Origin of the sequence: Pseudogracilibacillus amylolyticus (SeqCode) (assembly GCF_051918545.1) — a bacterium.
Taxonomy (GTDB): Bacteria; Bacillota; Bacilli; order Bacillales; family Amphibacillaceae; genus Pseudogracilibacillus.
Genome location: NZ_JBPPZG010000030.1, coordinates 1 through 17085, shown reverse-complemented (window position 1 = coordinate 17085; position 17085 = coordinate 1). Strand labels below are relative to the sequence as shown.

Genomic DNA, 17085 nt, shown 5'->3' with positions numbered 1-17085 from the left:
TTCTTTCTTGAAAAAATTGTTATTGACAAAATGATCAATTTTTATATACAATTAAAGCATCACTTAAATTAAGTGGCACTTCAATTAATTTATTCATTTAAAATGAAAGCGTTACAATTAAAGGGAAAAGAGGAAGTCACATGAAAAAAAGTTTACCTTTTAACAAATTGTTGGCAATCGGTCTCATGCTTTTTGCAATGTTTTTAGGTGCAGGGAATATTATCTTTGCTCCAAAACTTGGACAACTTGCCGGAACAAATACGTGGGTTGCGATGGTAGGTTTCTTGGTAACCGGGGTAGGACTTGTTCTACTTGCAATCATTTCGTTAGCGATTTCTGGTGGAAAAGTTGAACTACTGGCAGGACTTGTAGGTAAGAAGTTTGGAATTATATTTTCGGTGCTACTTTTTCTGTCATTAGGTCCAATATATGTTATCCCACGAACTACTTCTGTTGTATACGAGATAGCTATTTTACCGTCACTTCCTGGGAACATAAATACAAGTATTATTTTGTTTATTTTTTCCGTTGTTTTTATTGGATTAACAATTTGGTTATCGTTAAATCCAGGGAAGTTTGTTGATCATTTAGGCAGAATTATTACGCCTGTGTTTGCTGGATTACTTATTCTACTAGTTGGTAAGTCAATACTCACGCCAATGGGTCCAATTGGTGCACCACAAGAACCTTATTTAGAAAATATATTTTTAAAAGGATTTGTGGAAGGATATTATACGATGGATGTGCTCGCTGCCTTTGTGTTTGGTGGAATTTTTATTAAAGCGATTGCAAATGAAGGGATTACTGAGAAAAAAGACGTTTCATCTACATTTATTAAGGCAGGAATTATTTCCGTCATCGGTTTAACCTTATTACAATTATCGATGGCCTGGGTTGGGGCGACAAGTGTTGATGCGATTGGAATGAGGGATAACGGTGGAGAAATATTAGCATGGAGTTCAGAGTATCTGTATGGAAATATCGGATTACTCATGATTGGAACAGTCATCTTTTTGACAGGGATTACAACGAACATTGCGTGTTTATCTGCTGTCGCTGAATATTTTGAAAGACAGTTTCCTAAATTCACGTACAAACAGTGGCTTTATATTTTAGCTGGTGGAAGCTTGATTATCACAAACTTTGGCTTAGCAAAAATATTAGAATTTGCCTCCCCAATTTTACTGTTATTGTATCCGATCTCAATCGCACTGATCGTTCTATCTTTTACGCATAAATGGTTCAAAGGTTACCAAGCAGTTTACGTTGGAACGATTACTGGTGTAGGATTCGTTGCAGTATTGGACGCATTAAAAGACGCAGGTATTGCGGTTAATTTTATCGATCAAACTTTTGCGTTTATACCTTTATTTGCAAATGGAGCCGGGTGGATAACGACTGGAATAATCGGTGCAGTAATAGGCCTGATCTATGCGAAAACGAAGGATATGGAGGCACGGGCATTACCGATTGAAAATTAAGGCTGAGTAGGATTACACCACATTGCGATTAATTTGGTGTTTTACCGTATAAGATGATAGGGCATTGGAAAAATGATATGCTTATATAAAATTCTAGAAAGGGAAATACGATGAAAGATACGTTAGGGGCAAATATAAAAGCATTGCGCAAGAAAAACAAAATGACGTTAAAAACATTGGCGAGTAAAACTGGTTTTTCGATTAGTTTTTTAAGTCAATTGGAACGTGGAAAATCTTCAGCAACGCTAGAATCATTAAAAAAAATATCGCTCGCTTTAGGTGTAAACCCTGGATACTTTTTTGATGAAGCGGACGAAGAGGAACGAATCATTCGCAGCGGCGCATTGGAAACAGAACAAATGGAAAAACATAATATTTATTATAAAAGTTTAGCTAAATCGATGGAAAATCCAGCCTTCTCCCCCCTCCTCGTCGTATTAAAACCTAATCAAAATGAGGGCAATCTGTTTCAGCATCCTGGGCAAGAATTTTTGTACGTGTTGGAGGGGCAATTAACCGTTCAGATTGGCGAGGACACATATGTGTTGAACCCATCTGATTCCATTATGTTTGATTCAAGTAAAGAGCATTATTGGTATAATTATACCGATAAAGATGTGAAATTTTTATGCGTTGGATATGATGAAAATTAATTTTTGCTGTCACAAAGTTGTGGCGGCTTTTTTTATGGTAAAACTAATGAAGCTGCTCAAGTGGAAGTGCAAGTTGCTCAAGTTGACCCCAAGAAGATGTAAGTTAGTGAATAATTACCTAGTTATGAATCGATTATGCTGCTGTCGGTGATTATTTAAACAAGTACTAATTTCCTCACCTAGAGAAATGAAATAGGATAGGTCTTGTCATAAAGTTCTACTCGGGAACATATATTAGGCAAGATGAATTTAATGAAAATATAGTTTCCGGAGGATTAGTAATGAGAAAGTTAGTGTTATTAATCAGTAGTATTGGGCTTTTGTTACTTGGGTGCTCAAATACTACCTATGAGCAGGCTATGGAAGAAGGCTTGGTAGCATTGGATGAACAGGATTATGAAAAAGCGGCGGCTTCTTTTACACGGGCATTGGAAGAAAAAGCAGGTAATAAAGAAGCAGGAGCGCTGTTAAGGCAAACAGAATATATCCAAGAAGCGACCATGCAAATGGAAAATGGTGATCTAACTAGTGCTGCAGATGCGGCGGAAATGGTAATCAGTTTAGAAGGCGGCTCGTCACAGCTGGTTAATGTGGCAAAAGAATATCAGGAAGAGATTGCGATGCTTCAGGAAAAATCCGAAGCATATTCGGCTTCGTATGAGGAAGCGAAGAAAAAGTACGATAGTGAGGAATTTGATGAAGCGATTGATCAGCTTGAAAAAATTTTAGCAGAAGATATGGAACATGCTTTTTTAAAACAGCTAAAAGTTGATATTGAAAATTTGTTAGAGGAAGTTCAGGAAGCAAAAGAGTCAGCAATTTTGGCAGCTGAAGAGGAGGAGCAAAAACAAGAGGAAGAGCAGAAAGTATCTGACCAAGCGATTGGCGAGTTTGCAGGTTATTGGTTAAACGATGAAAATAACATTTCCTGTCATATAACTTCTTCCTACATGCACTGTGCGATGCCGTATTCTGATTTTATTACTCATCACGAGATAAATGCCATTAAGCATATGAACGCAACTGAAGTTGAAATTACAATTGCTGGGGAAGCTCCATTTATTTTAAAACTATCAGATAATAATGGGACGTTACAGACACCTGCTTATACATATAAACGTGTATCGAAAGAAGAGGCAAATGCAATTTTTGATGGTCATTATGAATTGCAGTGAAGAAGTGATCATGAAAAGATAAATAATGAGGAAAACTTAGGGTAAGCAAATGATTATATGATGTTATAGAAAACCTAAATGGTGAATGGTCACCATTTAGGTTGGATGGTTTTAACAGGTTACATTTCAGATATGAACTCCCAAAAACCGGGTGTGTTATTTTTTTCTAAGAGATTATTAACTTTTTCAATTATTTTTAGTTTAATCTCTTGCTCTAAGTCATCCCGATCATTTGCGGGAACCTTTTGTAAGTTATAATTTATTTTCACTTGAAAGTCGTCCAAAATGTCTTCCCAATTTTTATCATCGTAGATATTCTCCAAGTTTCTAGTGCTGTAAATCTGATCCACAACGTTCACCCCCTTTCTTTTTCAAAAGATTCCTTAATCTTTTTTAAAGCCCGTTTGTGGATATTGGAGATGTTTTGCGGAGTTTCTTTATATAAACGTGCAACTTCCTGCGTATTATATCCATGAATATAGATGAGATCTAAAATTTTTTTCTGTTTACTTGTCAACTTTTGGTAGGCGTTATACAGCTTAGCGCTATCAATAAGTTCTTGAAATGTTTGCATACTTTCAAAGTAATCACTTTCAGTAGTATGCTTAGAAGGTTGGACATCAATGAGGCTTGTTGTGTTATCATCATCATTTACTTGTTTGGGTGCGTCTAGCATTAGCATATATCGACGATTTCTTTGATTGTTTTTCTTATCGAAATCAATTGTATAAAAATGGATTAAACTACTAATATATTTTATGACTTTTATTTTTAAATAATACGCTTTGAATTCTTTATCTAATTGAATTACATTTTTTTGAGAGGGATCCATGAGAACTTGCGCTAACAACTGTTCATTTTTTTCTTGTTTCAGAAAACTTTTAATCACTTCATTTTGCAACAGAGAATCATTTTCTTTGTAAAATCTCTGCAATTTTTCTTTATTAACCAATAATTTCACCCCTCACTTATCGAAATAAAACTTAGATTCTCATAAAGGCAGTTTTTTGCCGACAAAAAATAACTCGACCTCAGAGGATAGTATTTTTCACCTTTTTCCGTATTCACCCGAGTCGAATTATTACTATAAATAGTGTTTTATTTAAAATATTTAGACTTTTCTGCCCATTATTTTCTTACCCTTATCTGTTACTATTAAACATTACTTTAACAAAAAGATTAAAGTTTTATATTGATAGATGTTTTTATCTAGAAAGCGCGCTTTTCTAGAGTTCCTTTATGAGAACCTTTATATACTAGAGTGAGAGAGAGGACAAAATTATCAACCTTTTACTTAAAAAAGTATGCAAATTTTTTAGGTGAATAAGAAGTCATGAGCATCAGTTTGTTTGCTGAAGTAAGCTGTACTAAGCCATTTCCTACTGAATGAATGGAATAGTTTAGTTTTTTTGCATGGGTGAGTAGGTAATGGTAAACAAAATATGGGATCATGGATGGTTTTTCTTGCTCAATCATGTTTAAGATGAGTGTAACAGAGCCGGCGACATAAGGGGCAGCCATAGAAGTTCCGGTTAGTTTTACATATTTATTATCTAAATGAGTGGAATACACATTTTCTCCTGGGGCAACAAAGTCGATATTTACATTGTTGTTGGAAAAGAAAGAAGGTTTTAATTCTTTATTAACAGAGCCGACTTGAATAACTTCTTTGTAGTAGCCGGGGTAGGAGCGCTCAAAGGAGTTAGGGTTTCCATCTCCCTCGTTCCCGGCTGCTGCAACGACGGTGATTCCTTTTCTTCTTGCTTCTTTAATGGTGGAATGCATTTCTTCATTTGGTGCGGGTCCGCCGAGCGACATATTTATAACATTCACTTTTTCTCCATTTGGCCCCGTCCAGTCCATCGCAAAGTTAATTGCCTCCGTGATAGATTTATAGGATCCAACTCCATTTTTGTTCATCACCTTTAAAATGAGTAATTTGCACTTTGGAGCGACTCCAAAAATTCCCCTTCCCTTGTCTTGGTATGCTGCGATTATTCCCGCGACATGTGTGCCATGGCCTGCATAGTCTTCGTAGATTGATGGATCACCTTTATCGTCATCCGAAAAATTATATCCGCCAATAATATTGCGGGCTAAACTTTGGTGATCTGTATCAACTCCAGTGTCTAGAACTGCCACGACATTTCCTTCCCCTTGTTTAGAAATTTCCCATACGTCACGTGCTTTAATGACATCTAAATTTTCCGGTGTCATCGTTAACGTATCGAGTATCGAAACAACCTCCGAAGCCTTGTAATGAATGGAATTTTTCATTTTGAATCTCCTCCTTTACTAAACGAAAGAGAAAAAAGTAGGCGAAAAGTAAATCATTTGGTGGAGAATTTTTTTAAAAAATTTCATCTATTTAGTTGATTTTTTGGATCGTTATTTCACTTTATAAAGGGAAGGGGAGAATTGGTAATGAAAAAGGTGCGGGAACTTGTTGTTCGTAAACGTTTTTGGAAAGAAGGGTTCCTATTACTTGGATGTGTATTTTACTTGACGATAATTGTGCTGACATTTTTGACCGAGGTATCGTTTGTGCAAAGGTATAAAGTCATTTTTGGGGTTGCACTTCTTATAAGAAGTAAGTAGCTCCCCCCATATGCTTAGTGTCTAGAAAAGATGCAGAGTCGCTCCCCTAACATGCTTAGTGTCTAGAAAAGATGCAGAGTCGCTCCCCTAACATGCTTAGTGTCTAGAAAAGATGCAGAGTCGCTCCCCCAACATGCTTAGTGTCTAGAAAAGATGCAGAGTCGCTCCCCTAACATGCTTAGTGTCTAGAAAAGATGCAGAGTCGCTCCCCTAACATGCTTAGTGTCTAGAAAAGATGCAGAGTCGCTCCCCCAACATGCTTAGTGTCTAGAAAAGATGCAGAGTCACTCCCTCAACATGCTTAGTGTCTAGAAAAGATGCAGAGTCGCTCCTCAACATGCGAAGTGCCTAAAAAATTGCTAACTCACGTGCGCTCGAATTGCAGCAGCGGTATATGTAAAATCACTAGTTATCTTCTTATGATGACTGGCCACCGATACAATCTCCCCTCCTTGATACAGATGGTGAGGTTGTTGAAAACATCAATTCTATTTGAAACAGCTCAAGGTTCGATCGGATAAAGCGCAGGGTCATAATTATTTTCTGAAACATTAAAATTATAAGGATTTTGAAGCTTGTACATTCCTCTTCTTTTTTCACTATCATATGAAACGCCCTTTAATGAGAAAGGCGTAATGGAAAAAAATGTACAACTGAAAAATAAGTGATTGCTTTTTACTACATTATTCGATAAGATATAACGTATGGTACAAAAGAACTGTTGAAAAGGCAAACTATCTGAAAAGAAGGGGCGCAAAGCTCAAGGGTCTAAGGGGTATATTGAATGATAAATTACGCTATGATCGCCTGGCTGCCAAATGATAAAATAACTTATTTATTGAAAATTTTGGCTATGTTTCACGCTAATTATATATATAAGGATAGATCGATCCAATAGTTTCTATTACTAAAAAGTTTCTCTTATAAAAATGTAAGAGATAATAGGAAAGGAGTGGAAAAATGACAACTAACGAAAGAAATAGTGCGGTTACGAAACTGTTAAATGGAGCGTTAACATCCATTAAGACAGTGATCCCAATTGACTATGAATTTGAGAGGCCGCGAGTGATTAATCAAGATTTCCGCTTATTCTTCGGAGTTCTAATCGGCATTACTGGGGACATTAAAGGGAAATTAGTGTTCTCAGGGGACCAGACTACTTTTGGCTCGATTGGGGAGAGAATGTTCGGGATGCCATTAGAAGGTGATATGCTTTTGTCCTTTAGTGGTGAGCTTGGAAATATGATTGCGGGTGGGATTTCTACAACTATTGCAGATAGCGGAACTGACATTAATATTACCGCACCGACCATCATGCAAGGAAATACAAAATTATCCGGCTATAAAAAAGCGTTGGAGATAACAGTTGATTTTGTTAATGTTGGAAAAATGAATACATATTTATTGATTGATTAATAGGATGGGAGGATTACAAATGGCATCCGTTTTAGTAACAGATGATGCTGCTTTTATGCGTATGCAACTGAAAGATATCTTAACAAAGCTTGGTCATATAGTCGTTGGAGAGGCGGAAAATGGAAAAGATGCAATCGAAAAGTTTAAGGAACTAACACCGGAATTAATTACAATGGATATCACGATGCCTGAGATGAATGGTGTTGATGCAGTTAAGGAAATTAAAAAAATAAATTCGGACGTAAAAATTATTATGTGTTCCGCAATGGGACAACAGGGTATGGTACTCGATGCCATCCAGGCAGGAGCAAATGACTTTATTGTTAAACCGTTTACTCGAGAACGTATTCAAGAAGCACTTGAGAAAGTTTTATAGAAGTAGAAAAGAACTTAAGAAAAAACGCCGCCATGAATGGTAAAATAGTGGCGGAAGATGGAAAAAACCACAAAAAAGGTTCCAAGCAAATTTTTTATTGCTTGGAACCTTTTTATTTAACTATTTTTGGCTAGTTATGTCCCAGCACCTTTTAAGCTATCTTCGTGAATTACTTTTAGGGATGCAATGTTTTTTACAACAATATAACGATTGCGCAGATTCTATGACAATGCTCGTAATCCAACAACCCCAATGATAATTAGTACAAGGCTAGTAATTCGGCCGCGGCTTTTTGATTCGCCGAAAAATATCATATTGATGATTACGGCTCCGGCTGTTCCAATTCCTACCCAAACGGCATATGCTGTGCTCACTTGTAAAAACTTAAAAGAATAGTATAAAAATGCGAAGGACATAGCGAATCCGCCAAGATATAATACTGTATTGATTATTGATTTATTTTCACTGTATTTTTTTAGGCCGACAACGCCGACAAACTCGCTTATAGATGCCAGAAATACAAGTATCCAACCCATTTACTTCAAACCTTTCATTGCTTTTTTCTCGTCTACATCATCCGCTATTTTTAATCCCGCAACACCAACGATTAAAATAATGATAAAAATTATTTTTCCGAAATTAATAGTTTCGTTGAATAAAAATATATCCATTAATGTCGTACCGAGTGTTCCCACTCCAGCGAACACGGCATAAACAGTTCCTGTTGGTAATAGTTCACACGCTTTTGCTAGAAAGTGAAAATCTATTAAAATAAATGCAATAATGAAAATCCATTGCCACCAGGCATTTACGACGTTAAATCCAAAGATCCATACTAATTCAAAAAAAGATGTTAGGGCGACATAACCCCATGCCTTTCCCATTAAAATTTCCTCCTGACAAAATATGAATGACTGTCATTCATTATAAAGTAAAGTTAACGAAATGTTAACTATTTTCTCTTGAAATTCCTAGAGCATTAAATAAAAACTGAATGACTTCATCTCGTTGTATTTCGATTTCGTGTTCATTACTATAGTCATACAAAAATACTTGCTCGGCTGCAGATTCGACTAAGCCGATGATAAGTTTTGCAGTTCGATTTGGTTTGATTGATTCTCGAATCGTATTATTTTCTTTTGCCTCTTCTAATAAGTTGCTAATCCACTGATAAAAAGGAGCATAAACTGTTTCCCATTCTTTTAAATGTTCGGTGGAAGCGAGCCCTGAATAAATGATTGCAAGCACTTCGCTATACTCTTTGTTGATAGCAAAAATACTGTCGACAATTTTTTCAAGTTTTATTTGAATTGGTTGGTCATGATGTACTTCACTTTTAATTCGTTGCATTAAAATTTTTACCATTTCCTCAGCGATCGCAGGCATTAATGCTAGTTTAGATGGAAAGTAAAGGTAAAAGGTTCCTTGTGCAATGTTTGCATCCTTTACAATATCAGAGATTTTTGTCTGCTCAATCCCATTTTTCTTAAAAAGGTTAATAGATGATTGGATGATTGCATCTCGTTTTCCCACATGAACCCCTTCTCTCGTAACAATAGTAATTTTCTAAAGTATATCCTATAAATCGGCTGTTTACAATCAGTTGTACCCCGCCATGGCTGGAGCTCGAGGGAGGAAGATATTACCGGTATTATCGCATGTCCTGTCTTTGAAAACCCTTTAATTCTTCTGATGGTTTACGATCAGAAAACATATCGTTTCCAGGTTGGTACATTTTTACTAGCAGTTTTTTGAATTTTAATTACTTGACAATATTTCTATATTTAAAATATACTAATTATACAATAACAAAACAATGTTTTAATAATTAAAAAAAGGGGAGTAAAATGAGTAAATCTTTACGTAATTCATCTACAGTAAGGGTGCTTCGTATTTTGGAAGAGATCGCGAAAAGTGAGGATGGGATTGGAGTAACAGAGCTTGCTAATCGATTAGAGCTAAATAAAAGTACCGTTTATCGATTTCTAGCAACATTAGAGGAAGAACAGTACCTGGAACAACAAGAAACAACTAAAAAATATCAATCGGGAATTAAATTGTTTGAACTCGCTTCACGGATTGTTAATCAAGTGGACTGGACGAAAGATATTCGACCTTTTTTGGTTGATTTAAAGGATCGCGTGAATGAAACCGTTCACTTAGGGATCATTGATAATGGTGAAGTTGTGTATATCGATAAAGTGGAGTGTGAACGCTCTATCCGTATGTATTCGAGAGTTGGAAAGCGTGCTCCTGTTTATTGTACGGGAGTTGGTAAGGCGATACTAGCTTTTCTTTCCAAAGAAAAACAGGCGAATATTATTAAAAATATTGATTATACTAAGTTTACTACTAGTACCATTATCGATGATAGTGATCTAAAAAAAGAAATAAAAATTATTCGAGCTCAAGGGTTTGCGTTAGATAGAGAAGAACATGAATCAGGTGTAAATTGTGCTGCGGCACCAATATTTACTCATGATGGGCAAGTCCTAGGTGGAATAAGTATTGCGGGTCCTTCTTCGCGTGTAGATGAAGAAAATTTATTTGAATTAGCTGCCGAAGTAAAAAAGACGGCTCAATTAATTTCACGTCGCTTGGGAAGTCTCTAAATTTTTTTAAATAATTATTGAAACGTTGTTTTAACTATTAAAATACTAGGAGAGGATTATATGTCTAAAATAGAACAGAGATTAGAAGAATTAGGTATTGAACTTCCAGAGGCACCTAAGCCTGCTGCAGTTTATGTACCGGCAAAAAGATTTGCCAATAACTTATTATATGTTTCGGGACAAGACTGCCGGAAAGATGGAAAGCTAATCTATGAAGGAAAAGTCGGTTCTGACTTAACAATTGAGCAAGGGTATGAAGCATCTAAGCAAGCGATGATTAACACATTAGCTGTAATCAAAAGTGAAATTGGCGATTTAGATAAAATAAAGGATTTTGTAAAGTTATTAGGCTTTGTTAATTCGGCTGATGGTTTTGTCGAACAGCCTTATGTGATCAATGGTGCTTCGGAATTTTTAGAAGAAGTTTTTGGTGAAAAAGGAAAACATGCACGTTCTGCACTTTCTGCTAACGAATTGCCTTTTAATACACCAGTTGAGATAGAAACAATCGTAGAGTTAGAGGGATAGGAGTTTCGAAATGGATGTATTTACTTTAGGGGAAACAATGGTTTCATTTAATACGGTAAATAACCGTTCCATTGTACAACATGATGAAACATTCGCATCGATTGCCGGTGCCGAATCAAATGTATCGATTGCTTTGGCTCGGCTCGGCAATAAGGTTAAGTGGTTTAGCAGATTAGGGGACGATCCATTTGGACAAAAGATTTTATATGAATTGAACGCACACCTTGTAGATACGAGTGGTGTAATTATTGATCCAAACCATTCTACGGGTTTAATGTTTAAACAAAAAAAAGAGCTGCTAGACTCGGAAGTTATATACTACCGGGAGCAATCGGCTGCTTCAGCCATGGACAAAAATGATGTCCGGGAAGAATGGATAAAACAAGCAAGAGTGATTCATATTACAGGAATTACCCCAGCGCTAAGTGACTCTTGTAAAGAATTAGTGATGGAAGTGATTCGATTAGCAAAGCAACATGGCACATTAATCAGCTTTGATCCGAATATCCGGTTGAAATTATGGGATGTTAAAAAGGCTAGGGAAACATTAATTCCGATTGCCAAACAATGTGATATCTTCCTTCCTGGAAAAAGTGAAATGAAACTTCTAAGTGGTTTTAAAGAAATAAAAGATATTGAATCCTGTTTAAACGATTGGCAAGTTCCACTTACTGTAATGAAAGATGGAGCAAATGGAGCTTGGGTAGTTGAAAAGGGAGAATCAACATTTGTCCCGGCATTTAAAGTAAAGCGAGTTGTCGATGAAATTGGTGCCGGAGATGCGTTTGCGGCAGGCTTTTTACATGGGTTCTTACAAAAGAAGAGTCATGAAACAGCTGTGAAAATGGGACATGCCTGTGCTGCGTTTGTTGTCAGTTCGGAAGGAGATACAAATGGACTGCCTACTAATAAAGAGTTGGAACGTTTTTTAGCCAATGATTTTGGGACAGTTCGATAAAAACAAGGAAAGGGATGGTTTTTTGTTATCACTAGTTAATAAATACAAAATTATACCAATATTAAGGGGTATGGAACTGGAAGACGCTCGTTTTTTGGTCGACTGTTTTCGAGAAGCTGACCTCAAGATATTGGAGGTTTCATTAAATCAGCCTAATAGCTTACATGTTTTAGAAAATCTAGTTAAAGAATTTGGCGATGACATGGTAATTGGTGCTGGTACTGTTTTAACGAAAGAAATAGCAATTGATGCAAAAAACGCTGGTGCAGCATTTTTCTTAAGCCCTAATGTTTCAAAACAAGTAGCAGATACGGCAGCAGAGATGAGCATTCCCTATATTCCAGGAGCTTTTTCTCCAACCGAAATTCAATATGCCAGTGAGTTAGGAGCTGAAGTCATCAAAATTTTTCCTGTTCGACAAGTAGGAGCATCCTATATTAAGGATGTTTTGGCATCTTTAAATACAGTTTCTTTGTTAGCAGTTGGAGGTGTCGGTCCTGAAAATATGCGAGAGTTTTTTGATGCTGGCGTTAAAGGAGTCGGGGTAGGTAGTAGTTTAGTTGCTCAAGAATGGATTGAAAAAAGAGATAGAAAGCAAATTTTAGCACGATTGAAAGAGTATAAAAGAATCGTTCAAGAGAATTAGGAGGGCTATTTAATGGATTTTGGAAGCATTTTAATTTTAGGTTCAATTGTAATTTTCGCCATTTTACTTAGTGTTGGACCATATTTAGAACTAAAAGGAAAAATATTATTTGAAAAACAAAAAAGAGCACCGGTATTAAAAGGACGCTTTGGAATGGGCTTAATGGTGGTGAGCATCCTTGTATTTGTCGTTGGTTTAGTGCTTCGCTCCGTTCTTGATTCCAGTGTTGTGTCTCCATTTGTAATAGGCGGATACTTATTATGGATTGTTGGGGGAATTATTGCAGTGGCACGTAATGAGCTACTTGCGTTTATGGTATCGGACGAGGAAAAAGAGGCATTGAAAGGGGATCAAAACTAAATGGGTCATACAATTGCAACTTTGGATATTATCATTATTATTTTCTATGTATTATTGACGTTATTCATCGGTTGGTGGGTATCGAGAGGGATCGACAGTTTTGAAGATTTTGCTGTGGCCGGAAGACAGTTTGGACCGTTTATGTTAGCTGCAACATTTGGTGCGACAAACTTTTCTACATGGAGTTTAGTCGGTAAGCCTGGGCTTGTATATAATGCGGGAGTTTCTGTCAGCTGGATTGCGTTAAATGCGATGGCTTGTGTATTAGCTGCTGTCGTTTTCATACCGATATACAGAAAACTGCGTTACAATACAATGTCTGAAATTTTTGAAGACCGTTATGATGGACGAGTTCGTGGATTAATCAGTGTCATTTGGATTGTAGCTGATACGTTAAATAGATATGGAGTAACGATTTATGCGGCTGCTGTTATTATCGGACTTGCATTTGGAATTAGTATAAATTGGATGATTATATTTATTGCAGTTATTGTCGTTATATATACGTATTTGGGTGGACTTCGTTCCGTTGTTATTACCGACTCGATTCAGTTTTTATTTATGTTTGCCGGACTATTTATTGGTGGAGCCTACATCTTTTCACAACTCGGCGGTTGGAGTGGAGTAGTCAATTCTGTCCCTGAAAATTTAACCGAATGGGTTCCTTCTGCTGAAAGTGCGAACGGTTGGCCATGGATTATTGCAATCACATTGTTAGGTTTTCCTTATTTCATTACGAGTCAGTTCGTCATGCAAAGAGGTCTTGCTGCAAAATCTGTTAATGTCGCTAGATGGGGACTTTTGTTAACAGCAATTATTACAATTCCGATTGCTATTTTAGAGATTTTACCAGGGTTAGCTGCACATTCGATTCTTTCAGAGGAATTAGTAGCAAGCCTTGATCCTGATATGGTTGGACCGCAAGTGTATATTGAGTTACTTCCTGTTGGAATGTTAGGAATATTTTTTGCCGCATTACTTTCTGCCGGTATCTCGACAGCGGATTCAGCTTTATGTGCGTCATCTTCGTTATTTACGGAAGACTTTTACCGGAAATGGAAGCCTAAGGAAAATGAAGCACATTATTTAAAAGTGTCTAGAATTGTAACGATTATTTTGGCAATTATCGGTACTTTATGGGCAATGATTGTTCCTTTCCTTGGTGGTGCAGTAGATGCAATTTTAAATGTTATCGCAGTCACTGATATGCCGATTTTCGTAATCGTTTGTTTAGCGATCTTTTGGAGAAAAATGAAAGCGACAGCAGCGGTTGCTTCGATTGTTGTTGGTACAGTTAGCGGACTTCTTGTTTCCGTGCTCGGTGTAGGTGGAATACACGGGTTAGCGGCAACAACAGCAACAAGTACACTAATGACATTGATTACAGGTATTGTATTAAGTTTGGCGATTAAATCTACAAACAAGCATGAAGAAAAAGTACAGAAATTCTTTGAAAAAATGGGTACAAAAGAAATAGAAGAATAATTCGTTGGAGTGATTTTTGTGTTAAATATTGCTGTTATTGGTACAGGGGCTTTTGGAGTGGAACATATCCGAACTATTCAATCAATGAACGGAGTGGAATTGTTTGGGATATGTAATCGCAGTGAAGACCGATTAATGAGAGTGGCGAAGGAATATGGAATACCTGCTGAAAAAACATATACAAATATAACCGAACTTTTACAGGAAAAAGAACTTGATGCGGTTGTGATTGCAACAGATGAGAAAAGTCATGAACCGATTACACGCGAAGCAGTTCAATATGGAAAACATGTCTTAATTGAAAAGCCGGTCTCAACAGACAGTAAGACAGCCGAGAATTTATTGAATCTGTCAGAGGAAAGTGATGTCATTATTCTTCCCGGTCATATGCTCCGGTTTGATCCAGGCTATGCGGCGGTGAATAAAAAATTAGCTGAAGTCGAAGGTAGCATTCATTCATTACGTGTAAAACGAAATGTTCCCATTGAACGATTTTCTCTGCATGCCCGGACGCATCCAGTGTTTATGGCTCTCTCTCATGATATTGACCAATTAATATGGAATGTGACATCTAAGCCGAAACGAATTTATGCAATGGAGAAGAAAATTGATCAGGAAATTAATATGCCAGGCGTCTTTTTTGGTCTGATCGAAATGGAAAATGGCATGGTTTGTTCGCTCGAAACCCAGTGGTGTTTACCGAATGAATATGGTCAATATTTGGACGTTGAGATGGAAGCAATGTATGAGGGCGGTCATTTGAAATACCGTTTCCCAGGAGATACGCTCTCCGTAATGGAAAAAGGGGAGCTTAGTCGGCCTGATATTCAACTCTCTCCAGTGATTCATGGAAATGTTTACGGAGCACTGCGAAATGAAGTCGAACATTTTGTGGAACTTATTCGTAATCCAGAAATCAAACAAGCAGTTCCAATGGAAGATGCTGTTTTAGGAATTAAGATTTGTGAAGCATTAATTAAGTCAGCTAGCGAAAAACGAGAGATCTTATGGGAAAATCTTTAATCCGTTTTAGGAGTTGGTGAAGATGAAATTAACCGAAAATGTCTATTTAGTCGGTAGTGGTGAAATTGGTTTAACAAACAATTACGACTGTCATGTATATTTGGTAGATGGCGGAAGTGATGCAGTTTTAATTGATGCTGGAGTAGGGATTGAACCGGAGAAAATTAAAGCGAATGTTGAAAAATATGTCCCTTGGGAAAAAGTGTCCCGTGTATTGTGCACACATTCGCATGCCGATCACAGCGGAGGAAGTGAATTTTTCCAAAAAGAAGGAAAAGAAGTTTGGCTTTCAGAGGAAGAATATAAGTGGATGAATGGCAGCAAGGCGGAAGTCGAAGAAGCACTCCGCCTTGCGATTAATGGCGGTGGCTATCCGGAAGGCTATGTTTTTTCTTATTTTGAACCAGATCATTTACTGAAGAAAGATGAGCTCATTACTTGTGGGGATCTTGAGCTTCAGCCCATTCATGTCCGTGGTCATAGCCCGGGAATGTATTGCTTTTATATGAAAGCAGTAGATGGAAACGTGTTATTTGCGAGTGATTATGTCTTTATCAATGGAGATATTGGTTTATTAAATACTCCAGGCTCCGATTTGGCTAGTTACCGAGAAGATATCGGAAAATTACAAGATTTACATGTGGATGCCATGTTTTCAGGACATCGATTATTTTTACTTAAGAACGGTCAAACCCACATTCAACAGGCTATTAACCAATTAGACAAAGGATTTGTGCCATCGATATTTTAATTACGTTAGGATGATGGGAAATGAACTGGAAAGAAGAAGCATTTCAGTTATTGGAGCAACTTGTTGCGATACCGAGCATTAATCCAGGGGAAAAACCTTTAGATAGAGCGCTTTATGGAGAAAAAGCTGTCGGTGAAAAGTTGCTTCGTTATTTTGAAGAGTATTTACCCGATTTTTCATGCTGGAAAGAAGAAGTTTTACCAGAAAGGTTTAATTGTTATGCATCTTACGTCCGTGGGGATAATTATCCAACCATTTTATTGGAAACACACCTCGATACAGTCGATGTAAAAGGAATGACGGTTGAGCCATTTCAGTTAACTAGGGAAGGAAAGAAATGGTTTGGACGCGGTGCTTGTGATGCGAAGGGGCAACTGACAGCAATGATCATGGGCTTGAGAAAAGCATTAGCGGAACAAGGTGGAAAATTGCCGGTTAATATTTTACTTGCTGCAGTCGTCGATGAGGAACATAAACATCGGGGTGTGGATCATCTAGTTGAGCAATCTGTTTCGGCAGATTTGGCTATTGTTGGTGAACCAACTCAACTGGAATTTGGTGCGTTTCATAAAGGAAGTATACGTTTTGTTTTAGAGACTGTTGGGAAAAATGCTCATTCATCTACCCCTTGGAATGGGGAAAATGCCATTGAAAAGATGGCCGAGGTCGTTATGGTTTTGAAGGAAGATGCAAAGCAAGCGGTTGAACGTATTGTTCATCCATTATGTGGAAAAAGTTCCTTAAGTGTTACGCTAATTTCTGGTGGAGAACAAGTGAATATTATTCCAGACCAATGCTCCATCCATGTGGATCGGCGACTCAACCCACAGGAAAATTGGCAAGAGTCACTTGAAGATTTGAAACAACTCGTCAAACAGAAAATCAGTTCTAGCTTATGGGCCGATCTCGTTTGGCAAAAACCATATTTAATCGACCCTCCCTTGACGAATGATCTTTCTACTAGTGAATTAATGGCTCTATCAGAAGTGATTCAGAAGATTCGACCAGACTTTAATTTTGTAT

At 37.2% G+C, this 17085-nt stretch carries 21 protein-coding genes and 1 riboswitch; of the genes, 15 read left to right on the top strand and 6 right to left on the bottom strand.

Annotated elements, in window-relative coordinates; translation table 11 throughout:
- The first annotated feature begins 140 nt into the window (after positions 1–140).
- From brnQ to ACPYKA_RS05460, 3 genes are all read left to right on the top strand, one after another.
- Positions 141–1481 (top strand): branched-chain amino acid transport system II carrier protein, encoded by a 1341-nt coding sequence (gene brnQ, locus ACPYKA_RS05470; protein ID WP_479541379.1) that lies wholly within the window; start codon positions 141–143, stop codon positions 1479–1481.
- 110 nt (positions 1482–1591) lie between these two features.
- Positions 1592–2134: a helix-turn-helix domain-containing protein gene (locus ACPYKA_RS05465; protein WP_479541378.1), complete on the top strand. Its 543-nt coding sequence runs from the start codon at positions 1592–1594 to the stop codon at positions 2132–2134.
- A gap of 281 nt (positions 2135–2415) precedes the next feature.
- Positions 2416–3309, top strand: coding sequence for a tetratricopeptide repeat protein (locus ACPYKA_RS05460; protein ID WP_479541377.1), 894 nt, complete (start codon positions 2416–2418; stop codon positions 3307–3309).
- A gap of 119 nt (positions 3310–3428) precedes the next feature.
- Here the strand turns inward: ACPYKA_RS05460 and ACPYKA_RS05455 are convergent, their stop codons facing one another.
- From ACPYKA_RS05455 to ACPYKA_RS05445, 3 genes are all read right to left on the bottom strand, one after another.
- Complete coding sequence (locus tag ACPYKA_RS05455) at positions 3429–3659, bottom strand: hypothetical protein (protein ID WP_479541376.1); 231 nt, start codon at positions 3657–3659, stop codon at positions 3429–3431.
- 5 nt (positions 3660–3664) lie between these two features.
- Entirely contained in the window at positions 3665–4261 is a 597-nt protein-coding gene (locus ACPYKA_RS05450) for a sigma-70 family RNA polymerase sigma factor (protein ID WP_479541375.1), read from the bottom strand.
- Between the two features lie 338 nt (positions 4262–4599).
- Positions 4600–5586, bottom strand: a complete 987-nt coding sequence (locus tag ACPYKA_RS05445; RefSeq protein ID WP_479541374.1) for a S8 family peptidase — start codon at positions 5584–5586, stop codon at positions 4600–4602.
- Between the two features lie 147 nt (positions 5587–5733).
- Between ACPYKA_RS05445 and ACPYKA_RS05440 the strand changes: the two genes are divergently transcribed.
- From ACPYKA_RS05440 to ACPYKA_RS05430, 3 genes are all read left to right on the top strand, one after another.
- Positions 5734–5907, top strand: coding sequence for a hypothetical protein (locus tag ACPYKA_RS05440; protein WP_479541373.1), 174 nt, complete (start codon positions 5734–5736; stop codon positions 5905–5907).
- Between the two features lie 718 nt (positions 5908–6625).
- Positions 6626–6726, top strand: a riboswitch (cyclic di-GMP riboswitch).
- Positions 6727–6867: 141 nt separating this feature from the next.
- Entirely contained in the window at positions 6868–7323 is a 456-nt protein-coding gene (locus ACPYKA_RS05435) for a chemotaxis protein CheX (protein ID WP_479541372.1), read from the top strand.
- A 19-nt stretch (positions 7324–7342) separates the two neighbouring features.
- The gene (locus ACPYKA_RS05430; RefSeq protein ID WP_479541371.1) at positions 7343–7699 is read left to right on the top strand and encodes a response regulator; all 357 of its coding nucleotides are present in this window, start codon (positions 7343–7345) and stop codon (positions 7697–7699) included.
- A gap of 221 nt (positions 7700–7920) precedes the next feature.
- On the opposite strand, the gene ACPYKA_RS05425 is transcribed toward ACPYKA_RS05430, so the two are convergent.
- The 3 genes from ACPYKA_RS05425 to ACPYKA_RS05415 all read right to left on the bottom strand — a co-directional run bounded on the left by ACPYKA_RS05425 (position 7921) and on the right by ACPYKA_RS05415 (position 9232).
- Positions 7921–8235 (bottom strand): DMT family transporter, encoded by a 315-nt coding sequence (locus ACPYKA_RS05425; protein ID WP_479541370.1) that lies wholly within the window; start codon positions 8233–8235, stop codon positions 7921–7923.
- Entirely contained in the window at positions 8236–8583 is a 348-nt protein-coding gene (locus ACPYKA_RS05420) for a DMT family transporter (RefSeq protein WP_479541369.1), read from the bottom strand.
- Between the two features lie 64 nt (positions 8584–8647).
- Positions 8648–9232, bottom strand: a complete 585-nt coding sequence (locus ACPYKA_RS05415) for a TetR family transcriptional regulator (protein WP_479541368.1) — start codon at positions 9230–9232, stop codon at positions 8648–8650.
- A gap of 314 nt (positions 9233–9546) precedes the next feature.
- Between ACPYKA_RS05415 and ACPYKA_RS05410 the strand changes: the two genes are divergently transcribed.
- From ACPYKA_RS05410 to ACPYKA_RS05370, 9 genes are all read left to right on the top strand, one after another.
- Positions 9547–10311: an IclR family transcriptional regulator gene (locus ACPYKA_RS05410; protein ID WP_479541367.1), complete on the top strand. Its 765-nt coding sequence runs from the start codon at positions 9547–9549 to the stop codon at positions 10309–10311.
- 60 nt (positions 10312–10371) lie between these two features.
- The gene (locus ACPYKA_RS05405; protein ID WP_479541366.1) at positions 10372–10839 is read left to right on the top strand and encodes a RidA family protein; all 468 of its coding nucleotides are present in this window, start codon (positions 10372–10374) and stop codon (positions 10837–10839) included.
- A gap of 10 nt (positions 10840–10849) precedes the next feature.
- A complete protein-coding gene (locus ACPYKA_RS05400) occupies positions 10850–11797 on the top strand; it encodes a sugar kinase (RefSeq protein WP_479541365.1) in 948 nt (315 codons plus the stop codon).
- A 22-nt stretch (positions 11798–11819) separates the two neighbouring features.
- Positions 11820–12443 carry a bifunctional 4-hydroxy-2-oxoglutarate aldolase/2-dehydro-3-deoxy-phosphogluconate aldolase gene (locus ACPYKA_RS05395; RefSeq protein ID WP_479541364.1) on the top strand — a complete coding sequence of 208 codons (624 nt, stop codon included), beginning with the start codon at positions 11820–11822 and terminating at the stop codon, positions 12441–12443.
- A 12-nt stretch (positions 12444–12455) separates the two neighbouring features.
- Positions 12456–12803 carry a hypothetical protein gene (locus ACPYKA_RS05390; protein ID WP_479541363.1) on the top strand — a complete coding sequence of 116 codons (348 nt, stop codon included), beginning with the start codon at positions 12456–12458 and terminating at the stop codon, positions 12801–12803.
- Positions 12804–14288, top strand: coding sequence for a sodium:solute symporter family protein (locus ACPYKA_RS05385; RefSeq protein WP_479541362.1), 1485 nt, complete (start codon positions 12804–12806; stop codon positions 14286–14288).
- 18 nt (positions 14289–14306) lie between these two features.
- Positions 14307–15311 (top strand): Gfo/Idh/MocA family protein, encoded by a 1005-nt coding sequence (locus ACPYKA_RS05380; protein ID WP_479541361.1) that lies wholly within the window; start codon positions 14307–14309, stop codon positions 15309–15311.
- A 22-nt stretch (positions 15312–15333) separates the two neighbouring features.
- Positions 15334–16062, top strand: a complete 729-nt coding sequence (locus ACPYKA_RS05375; RefSeq protein WP_479541360.1) for an MBL fold metallo-hydrolase — start codon at positions 15334–15336, stop codon at positions 16060–16062.
- Positions 16063–16082: 20 nt separating this feature from the next.
- On the top strand, positions 16083–17085 hold a 1003-nt coding region (locus tag ACPYKA_RS05370; protein ID WP_479541359.1), incomplete at its 3' end, for a M20 family metallopeptidase.

Excerpts from the sequence above, each read along its gene's own strand:
- ACPYKA_RS05410 (WP_479541367.1), top strand. The coding sequence starts at position 9,547 with ATGAGTAAATCTTTACGTAATTCATCTACAGTAAGGGTGCTTCGTATT.
- ACPYKA_RS05400 (WP_479541365.1), top strand. The coding sequence starts at position 10,850 with ATGGATGTATTTACTTTAGGGGAAACAATGGTTTCATTTAATACGGTA.
- ACPYKA_RS05465 (WP_479541378.1), top strand. The coding sequence starts at position 1,592 with ATGAAAGATACGTTAGGGGCAAATATAAAAGCATTGCGCAAGAAAAAC.
- ACPYKA_RS05420 (WP_479541369.1), bottom strand. The coding sequence starts at position 8,583 with ATGGGAAAGGCATGGGGTTATGTCGCCCTAACATCTTTTTTTGAATTA.
- brnQ (WP_479541379.1), top strand. The coding sequence starts at position 141 with ATGAAAAAAAGTTTACCTTTTAACAAATTGTTGGCAATCGGTCTCATG.
- ACPYKA_RS05440 (WP_479541373.1), top strand. The coding sequence starts at position 5,734 with ATGAAAAAGGTGCGGGAACTTGTTGTTCGTAAACGTTTTTGGAAAGAA.
- ACPYKA_RS05445 (WP_479541374.1), bottom strand. The coding sequence starts at position 5,586 with ATGAAAAATTCCATTCATTACAAGGCTTCGGAGGTTGTTTCGATACTC.
- ACPYKA_RS05460 (WP_479541377.1), top strand. The coding sequence starts at position 2,416 with ATGAGAAAGTTAGTGTTATTAATCAGTAGTATTGGGCTTTTGTTACTT.
- ACPYKA_RS05390 (WP_479541363.1), top strand. The coding sequence starts at position 12,456 with ATGGATTTTGGAAGCATTTTAATTTTAGGTTCAATTGTAATTTTCGCC.
- ACPYKA_RS05385 (WP_479541362.1), top strand. The coding sequence starts at position 12,804 with ATGGGTCATACAATTGCAACTTTGGATATTATCATTATTATTTTCTAT.
- ACPYKA_RS05405 (WP_479541366.1), top strand. The coding sequence starts at position 10,372 with ATGTCTAAAATAGAACAGAGATTAGAAGAATTAGGTATTGAACTTCCA.
- ACPYKA_RS05425 (WP_479541370.1), bottom strand. The coding sequence starts at position 8,235 with ATGGGTTGGATACTTGTATTTCTGGCATCTATAAGCGAGTTTGTCGGC.
- ACPYKA_RS05435 (WP_479541372.1), top strand. The coding sequence starts at position 6,868 with ATGACAACTAACGAAAGAAATAGTGCGGTTACGAAACTGTTAAATGGA.
- ACPYKA_RS05375 (WP_479541360.1), top strand. The coding sequence starts at position 15,334 with ATGAAATTAACCGAAAATGTCTATTTAGTCGGTAGTGGTGAAATTGGT.
- ACPYKA_RS05430 (WP_479541371.1), top strand. The coding sequence starts at position 7,343 with ATGGCATCCGTTTTAGTAACAGATGATGCTGCTTTTATGCGTATGCAA.